This window comes from Virgibacillus siamensis, assembly GCF_900162695.1.
Taxonomy (GTDB): Bacteria; Bacillota; Bacilli; order Bacillales; family Amphibacillaceae; genus Lentibacillus; species Lentibacillus siamensis_A.
The window spans coordinates 56,544-64,599 of record NZ_FUIH01000005.1; the positions used below are offsets into that span (position 1 = coordinate 56,544).

Consider the following 8,056-nt stretch of genomic DNA (forward strand, 5'->3'; position numbering starts at 1 on the left):
GTTGGTGATTCGGATATTGATCTAAACATTCGTGAAAAATGATTTTTAATAAAAATAAACATATATGGTTATGAAACTAATTATGTAATGTAAACAAATATGTAATATAAAACGTAAACATAAACTTAATATTTTAGAATAGCCACCATTAATGTTCAACCAAAGTACTGCAATATAAAACTTTGGATATTAAAAATCCGGATAAAAACCCCGCAGTTGCGGGGGCAGTTACAAGAGAGGGAGTAGGTAATTTCTTCCTTTTTTATTTTTTTCAATGTAAGGTTGAATATACAAACAAATGAATTTATAATTCGGAGATTATTTTTCCGCGTATAAGGCTAAAATGCATGCAAAGAATAAATAATTGGCGAGAAACTATATTTGCATTCAAGTTAATTTCGCAAAATAAAGGAAACGTTGGTTGAGAGAGTTCAACGGTAGTAATATCTATCCCTCTCCTCGAGTATTACTATCCATCATTGATTATATATGATTGGTCTCTAACTACGATAGTATCAGGCTTAAAACGAATGAACACATTTTGCGGATCTTGATATTTGAATCTGGAATCCCAATTCATTTCATTTAAACCCAAATATTTGGTTAACAATAGTTTCGCTAAGTCATAATTGAATGGTTCTACAGTTGCTTTTCCTCTGAAGCCCGCGTGTAATACTTTACCGGTAGTATGATCAAAATCCACAATACCAATAGCACAAATTGGATGTTTATCTACCCTTAATGGAAATGTACCTTCAGGTGTTCCAATAATCCAAAGACATTCATCCTTCCAAAAAACCACACTGGTGATTCCCTTGGTCCTTCGAGTGACAAAGTTGAAAGATGCGCAAATAATGGCTTTTCTAAAAACTTATCGAGATCAAAACTTCTTTTCCCTTTTATGATCTTCATCCGTTTTCGCCCCCAATAATATAAGGTTATATTATATATGAATCATATCGTGGATTAGCGTTACTGTTAATGTTTGATAAAATAAACGTGAATATTGTTAATCATCCTTCAATAAAATTAATTAATTTTATTTTAATAGTAGCATTGTTTTAGGAAAATTCCTATTCAAATATACATTCTTTTTTCCGCATATATCAAATCGCTTGTTTTTAAACACTTGTCAGAATAGTAAGTAATAGAAGGATTTGTTGAATACTTGCATGAGGATATTTAAAAGTTACCAAGTATTATTTATATACAAGCGTCTCTTTTGGTGATAAAATGAATGTAACATAAGAAACGTTATGTTGCATTGGAGGTTATTGGTTTTGCAAGAAGAATTAATTCAGAATAAACAAAGTATTATGAGTCATGATAAAAATACAGATGATAAAATTATCGGATTGTGGTTGCATGGAAGAAGTAAAAATACAATTGCAGCTTATTCACGTGATATTAGAGATTTTCGAAAATTTATTGAGAAACCATTGGCAAAAGTTACATTGGAAGATTTACAGCGTTACGCAGATTCACTTTATCATTTCTCAACCGGCACAATCCGACGCCGGCTTTCTTCAGTAAAATCTTTATATGCATTTGGGTATCGTGTCAATTTACTACCAGTTAACGTTGCCGATCCCCTTCGGGTGCCAAGACTCAAAGATACTTTAGCAGAACGGATCCTAACGTTGAGTGAGGTTCATCGTATGTTTGCGTTGGAAAAAAACTACCGAAATCGTATCATCCTACAATTTCTCTACATTACCGGAATCAGGGTCAGTGAATTAGTTCGTTTAACCTGGAAAGATGTGCAACCGCGTGAGATTGGTGGTCAGGTAACAATATACGGGAAAGGTAATGAAACAAGAGCTATCTTAATACCAAATCCACTTTGGGAAGAATTGTTGGGATTAGAAGGGGCAAGTGATGGTCCGATTTTTAAAAGCCGGAAAGGTGATGGCCACTTAAACCGTACACAGGTACACCGAATTGTGAAAAACAGCGCTAAAACAGCAGGTTTATCAGTATCACCTTCTGCCCATTGGCTGCGCCATGCACACGCAAGTCATGCACTAGATCAAAAAGCACCTATTCATTTAGTGCAAACTACTCTTGGCCATGCAAATGTAGCAACGACTGGTCGCTATTTACATGTTCGGCCGAATGAATCATCTTCGACATATTTAAATTTATAAAGAATATATAATATGGAAGAAACTCGACCCTAAATTTAGAATAATGAAGATTAATAATATCTATTTTGGAAAGAACTTTACTTCTCCCAATGCTTAAGCAAAGATATAGCTTTAAGCTATTTTTTGTTAATGCTTTTTTCATCAACATACGTTTTTTTGAGATTGTTCAATTTATCTTTAAAGGTGTTTTATCACCCTTACGTTCTGGGTTGCAGCTGCATGATAACTATATGATTGCATTAACCCCCGTTATCTACTCCTGCCTTAATTTCCAATAAAAAATAACCCCATTATGCTTGGTAGGGGTTATTTTCTGACTTTAATCTGATTATTAAAATGGCTGCATCAGATATTTTTTGCCCAAGGCAGTCTGCAAACAATGGTCACAAATATATTTTCCGTAAACCGGGGTCATTTCCAAACCAGTTCTATCACAAAAAATACAAATGTTTTTATTTCCTCGCAAATAGAAGCCGTTAACCCCTTTATACATTTCAATATAATCTTGATACTCCCAATTGATTTTTTTGCGAAACGAAATTGGAATAGATAATCTACCTTGATAATTGATGGTACGTAAATGTTCTGTTATATTCCCTTGCGCTATTTGCATATGAATCATACTGCCCTCTAAAGAAAGCTCAACCTGCTTAGATTCTAATTGATGGGTTTTCCTAATATTTTTGGAAAATAAGACGCGTCCATTTGGAGCCACTTTGACAAAATCAAGAAACTTCATCTCATTCACCTTACCTTGTCTAGTCTATGAGTTTTTTCGATTATCTTATCTAATCCTTCACAGGTTAAAATCATTTGAATTTATTCGGATCAAACGGAAATATTACCTCAAAAGCCCATTTATTTTCTTTATTTCGAAATGCCTGTATATATCCACCGTGATTTTCTACAACGTTAAGAACTATCATTAAATCCAACCCGTTTCCGTTGGACTCAGCAGCACTTAAAGCATCTTCTATTCGCCCAAAACATGAGGAAGAATTGGTATCTCCTTCACCCGTGATGGTAATTTTTAGGTTAGTTGCATCATATTGCTTCACGTTAATCATCAAGGCTTTGGATTCAGACATTGATTCAATACTATATATCAAATAAACAAACGCTAGAATTATTTGTTCCCTTACACACCTTACAAAAGAAAAGCCATTTTTAACATGCGATGTCACTTGTATATGATGGGTTTTTTCCATTTGTTTTACCGTTTCTTTCAAGAGGGAAACCATGCTTTCACTTGTGATTTGATAATTGTCCGATTTTGTAACGACTAACAAATCTGTAATCACGTTTTCCATATATTGAATTTCATTTATCATTAGTTGGCTGTACCTTTTAAGATTATTCTCTGTCAGTGATCCGGAATTTTGCTTTATAAGCTGGAGAAATCCTTTTATACCTGTCATGGAATTTCGAAATTCCCGCCCCAGATACCCAGTCGCCTTTTCGCCAATATGGTACTCACCCTGTATAAAGGGCTCTTTTTGCAGAGAATCTTTACAATTACTCAATCTTTTTGATTCCTGCATAATTGACGTGTTGTACGCCATTGTATCTTTCACCATGGTTACCTCCCTTCAGCAATTTGAATGTATTGTATTTATGCTTGAACTAACTATTGAATCAGCATTTATTTAATTCGATATAAGGGAACTTTGAACGATATAACGTTCAGGTGCATTCCCGATGTAATCAAATGGATAGCACGTTGTCAGGGTCAATGTTGGTTTTTTCTTTTTCGTGATTACTGTTCGATCATTTGCATCTGTTACCCAAATTTTTTCAATGCGGTATTTTCGTTTTTGACCATTAAAAGTAACCCAAAAAATATCGCCTTTTTTCAGTTTCCCCAACCCTGTAAATACGGTATCCCGGTGGCCACTTAAAACAGTGTGACCTTTCTTGGCATTTGGCACTGTCGTCCAGCGACTCACATACATGCCTACTCCCTGACTTAATACACTCGGGTTGGTACCCCAATATAATGAATAGGACTTATTTAAAGCAGGAACAATTAATTTTCCGATTTTCTGTCCTAATGAGAAATTATGTTTTAGGGTCGATACATTTTCTACTGTTTGTTGATCCTTTTCTTCCTTCGCCCCAACAGCCATTTTTTCATTAAAGCGTGGTTCTTTTTCTTCGGAATATGAATTGCTTTCAGATATCGTGGAGGAAATCGTTTGTACCGATTGTTTCCCCTTCCACCATTTATACAAATTTCCTGTACTAAAAATTAAACCTAAAAACAATAACAAAATCCCTAAAACTTTCATTCCTTTGTGCATGATTGATCACCTCTTATTACCATGAAGAGAGCTGGAGGCCAGCTCTCTCAAATGACATTACCGTACTTTTATAAACCTACGAAATAGTAAAAGTAGGCCTCCTATAAGGGCAACCATTACACCAATTAACATATTTGTAGGATAAGGACTACCCGTATTAGGCAGTTTTCCTCCCTTGGCAACGTTAGATGAATTCGTCTGAGTTGTTTTAACCTTCCCCTTTGATTGACTGTCATTGGTTACTTTTTTTGGAGAGATTTTCAAAGCAACTGACGCTTTGGAATTCTCCATAACTTGATTATCGACTACCTTTTTTGCTTTTAGTTGATAACTTCCCGGGGATGGAAGGTTTGATAAATCCAATACAAGATAAACATCAACTTGTCCAGGAGAAACAGTTCCATCGACTGAAACTTGGACTTTTCCATCCTGAATTGATACAGCATGCTTGTTACCATTTTTATCGATATAATAAGCATTGGTGACAAGTTGTGCGACCTGATCCGGTATATCGAATACAACATTTGCGTTTTCAGACGAAGCCGATTTATTATACTGCATCTGATATCTTACAATAAGCGTTTTCGATTTCTTTTGATATCCAAGAGCTAAATTCGCATTTGAAATTAAACCATCGGATGCATTACTCACATGATTTGAATCATTTTCATCATTTGAGTTATTGCTTGATTGATTCGCTTCTTGCTTGCTATTGGAATCGTTGTTCGAATCAGTTTCATCCTTATTTCCCGTTTGGTTTTCATTCTGATTACCTTTTGTCATGGTTAAAATTGTTGTTGCTTTCGATTTAGCTACAACTGATTTACCTTCTGCCCCTGAAACTTCTTTGGCCAGAAATTTATACTTTCCAGCTTGCGGTAACTTGGCCATCTTTAATTTTACAAAAACATCTATAGTTTGGCCTGATTTAAAGTTTCCGGCATCCACCTTAATTTTTCCGTTTTTTATTTCCACTTTTTGTACAGAACGGTTATTATCAATATAAAAGGCTTCTTTTACATGACCTGCGACATCATCCGGAATCACAAACACGTATTGAGGATTTTCTAAAGATTGAGTCCCCGAATACTTAATTTGATATTGTAAAATCAAACTTTTGGTCTCCTTTTGGTAACCCAATTTCAGATTTGCACTTGAAATAAAGTTTGCAGATCCATCCTGGTTGCCTGCGTTATCATCGGTGCTATCTCCATCTTCGTTACCGGCATTGTCATCGGAGTTGTTTCCATCTTCGTTACCGGTATTATCATTAGGGTTGTCTCCGTTTCGATCACCGTTGTTATCATCGGTGTTGTCTCCATCTTCATTGCCAGCGTTATCGTCAGAGTTGTTTCCGTCTTCGTTACCGGCGTTATCATCGGTGCTATCTCCGTCTTCATTGCCAGCATTGTCGTCGGTGTTATCTCCGTTTTCGCTGCCTGCATTGTCATCTGAGTTGTTTCCATCTTCGTTGCCTGCATTGTCGTCTGAGTTGTCCCCGTCTTCGTTGCCAGCGTTATCGTCAGAGTTGTTTCCGTCTTCGTTACCGGCGTTATCATCGGTGTTGTCTCCGTCTTCATTATCAGCATTGTCGTCGGTGTTGTCTCCATCTTCATTGCCAGCGTTATCGTCAGAGTTGTTTCCGTCTTCGTTACCGGCGTTATCATCGGTGTTGTCTCCATCTTCGTTGCCAGTATTGTCGTCGGTGTTATCTCCGTCTTCGTTGCCTGCATTATCGTCGGTGCTATCTCCGTCTTCATTGCCAGCATTGTCGTCGGTGTTGTCCCCGTCTTCATTGCCAGCATTGTCGTCGGTGTTGTCCCCGTCTTCGCTGCCAGCATTGTCGTCGGTGTTGTCCCCGTCTTCATTGCCAGCGTTATCGTCGGAGTTGTTTCCATCTTCGTTGCCTGCATTGTCGTCAGAGTGGTCTCCGTCTTCATTGCCAGCATTGTCGTCGGTGTTGTCCCCGTCTTCGCTGCCAGCATTGTCGTCGGTGTTGTCCCCGTCTTCGCTGCCAGCATTGTCGTCTGAGTTGTTCCCGTCTTCGTTGCCTGCATTGTCGTCGGTGTTGTCCCCGTCTTCGTTGCCTGCATTGTCATCAGAGTTGTTTCCATCTTCGTTGCCTGCATTGTCGTCAGAGTGGTCTCCGTCTTCATTGCCAGCATTGTCGTCGGTGTTGTCCCCGTCTTCGCTGCCAGCATTGTCGTCGGTGTTGTCCCCGTCTTCATTGCCAGCGTTATCGTCTGAGTCGTTTCCGTCTTCATTGCCAGCATTATCGTCGGTGCTATCTCCGTCTTCATTGCCAGCATTGTCGTCGGTGTTGTCCCCGTCTTCATTGCCAGCGTTATCGTCTGAGTCGTTTCCGTCTTCATTGCCAGCATTATCGTCGGTGCTATCTCCGTCTTCATTGCCTGCATTGTCGTCTGAGTTGTCCCCGTCTTCGTTGCCAGCATTGTCATCAGAGTTGTTTCCATCTTCGTTGCCTGCATTGTCGTCGGTGCTATCTCCGTCTTCATTGCCTGCATTATCGTCGGTGCTATCTCCGTCTTCATTGCCAGCATTGTCGTCGGTGTTGTCTCCGTCTTCGCTGCCTGCATTGTCATCAGAGTTGTCTCCGTCTTCATTGCCAGCGTTATCGTCGGAGTCGTTTCCGTCTTCATTGCCAGCATTGTCGTCGGTGTTATCTCCGTCTTCGTTGCCTGCATTATCGTCGGTGCTATCTCCGTCTTCATTGCCAGCATTGTCGTCGGTGTTATCTCCGTCTTCATTGCCAGCATTGTCGTCGGTGTTGTCTCCGTCTTCGCTGCCTGCATTGTCATCAGAGTTGTCTCCGTCTTCATTACCTACATTATCGTCGGAGTCGTTTCCATCTTCGTTGCCAGCGTTATCGTCTGAGTTATCTCCGTCTTCATTACCTACATTATCGTCGGAGTCGTTTCCATCTTCGTTGCCAGCATTGTCGTCGGTGTTGTCTCCATCTTCATTGCCAGCATTGTCGTCGGTGTTGTCTTCGTCTTCGCTGCCTGCATTATCGTCGGAACTGTTTCCATCTTCATTGCCGGCATTGTCATCGGTGTTGTCTTCGTTTTGATCACCGTTATTATTGTCAGAGTTATCTCCGTCTTCGTTGCCGGCATTGTCGTCAGAGCTGTCTCCGTCCTTGTTGCCAACGGTACCCCCAAGGAGGTCACCGATGACAGGCAAATTTACACAGTCAACAAAGTTCCCTCCCAGGATTCCGCCAATTACTGGCAGTGTAAAACCGCCTTTTAAGATTCCATTTTCACCTTCAGTTGGGGCATCCCCGAGGAAGCCACCAATGACAGGCAAATTTGCGCCACCAAGGATGTCTCCTCCTGGGATTCCGCCAATTACTGGCAGTGTCAGACCGCCTTCTACGTTTCCTTCTTCTCCTTCAGTTGGGGCATCCCCAAGGAAGCCACCAATGACAGGCAAATTTCCGCCGCCGATGATGTCTCCTCCTGGGATTCCGCCAATTACTGGCAGTGTCAGACCGCCTTCTACGTTTCCTTCTTCTCCTTCAGTTGGGGCACCCCCAAGGAAGCCACCAATGACAGGCAAATTTGCGCCGCCGATGATGTCTCCTCC

The 8,056-nt window shown here is 39.9% G+C and carries 6 protein-coding genes; 1 reads left to right on the forward strand and 5 read right to left on the reverse strand.

Annotated elements, in window-relative coordinates:
* Positions 1-469 precede the first annotated feature (469 nt).
* Positions 470-802 (reverse strand): pyridoxamine 5'-phosphate oxidase family protein, encoded by a 333-nt coding sequence (locus tag B1K71_RS00830; protein ID WP_245799113.1) that lies wholly within the window; start codon positions 800-802, stop codon positions 470-472.
* A 478-nt stretch (positions 803-1,280) separates the two neighbouring features.
* Between B1K71_RS00830 and B1K71_RS00835 the strand changes: the two genes are divergently transcribed.
* Positions 1,281-2,147 carry a tyrosine-type recombinase/integrase gene (locus B1K71_RS00835; protein ID WP_217697231.1) on the forward strand — a complete coding sequence of 289 codons (867 nt, stop codon included), beginning with the start codon at positions 1,281-1,283 and terminating at the stop codon, positions 2,145-2,147.
* Between the two features lie 331 nt (positions 2,148-2,478).
* Here B1K71_RS00835 and B1K71_RS00840 read toward each other — a convergent pair whose 3' ends face one another.
* The 4 genes from B1K71_RS00840 to B1K71_RS00855 all read right to left on the reverse strand — a co-directional run.
* Positions 2,479-2,886 (reverse strand): hypothetical protein, encoded by a 408-nt coding sequence (locus B1K71_RS00840; protein WP_077324138.1) that lies wholly within the window; start codon positions 2,884-2,886, stop codon positions 2,479-2,481.
* Positions 2,887-2,956: 70 nt separating this feature from the next.
* Positions 2,957-3,721 (reverse strand): histidine kinase dimerization/phospho-acceptor domain-containing protein, encoded by a 765-nt coding sequence (locus B1K71_RS00845; protein WP_139343271.1) that lies wholly within the window; start codon positions 3,719-3,721, stop codon positions 2,957-2,959.
* Between the two features lie 72 nt (positions 3,722-3,793).
* Positions 3,794-4,447 (reverse strand): class D sortase, encoded by a 654-nt coding sequence (locus B1K71_RS00850; protein ID WP_077324140.1) that lies wholly within the window; start codon positions 4,445-4,447, stop codon positions 3,794-3,796.
* Between the two features lie 57 nt (positions 4,448-4,504).
* Positions 4,505-8,056 (reverse strand): LPXTG cell wall anchor domain-containing protein (locus B1K71_RS00855; RefSeq protein ID WP_139343272.1); only part of this gene is annotated, 3,552 nt, incomplete at its 5' end.

Coding starts and splice junctions, on each gene's coding strand:
- B1K71_RS00840 (WP_077324138.1), bottom strand. CDS start 2,886: ATGAAGTTTCTTGATTTTGTCAAAGTGGCTCCAAATGGACGCGTCTTA.
- B1K71_RS00850 (WP_077324140.1), bottom strand. CDS start 4,447: ATGCACAAAGGAATGAAAGTTTTAGGGATTTTGTTATTGTTTTTAGGT.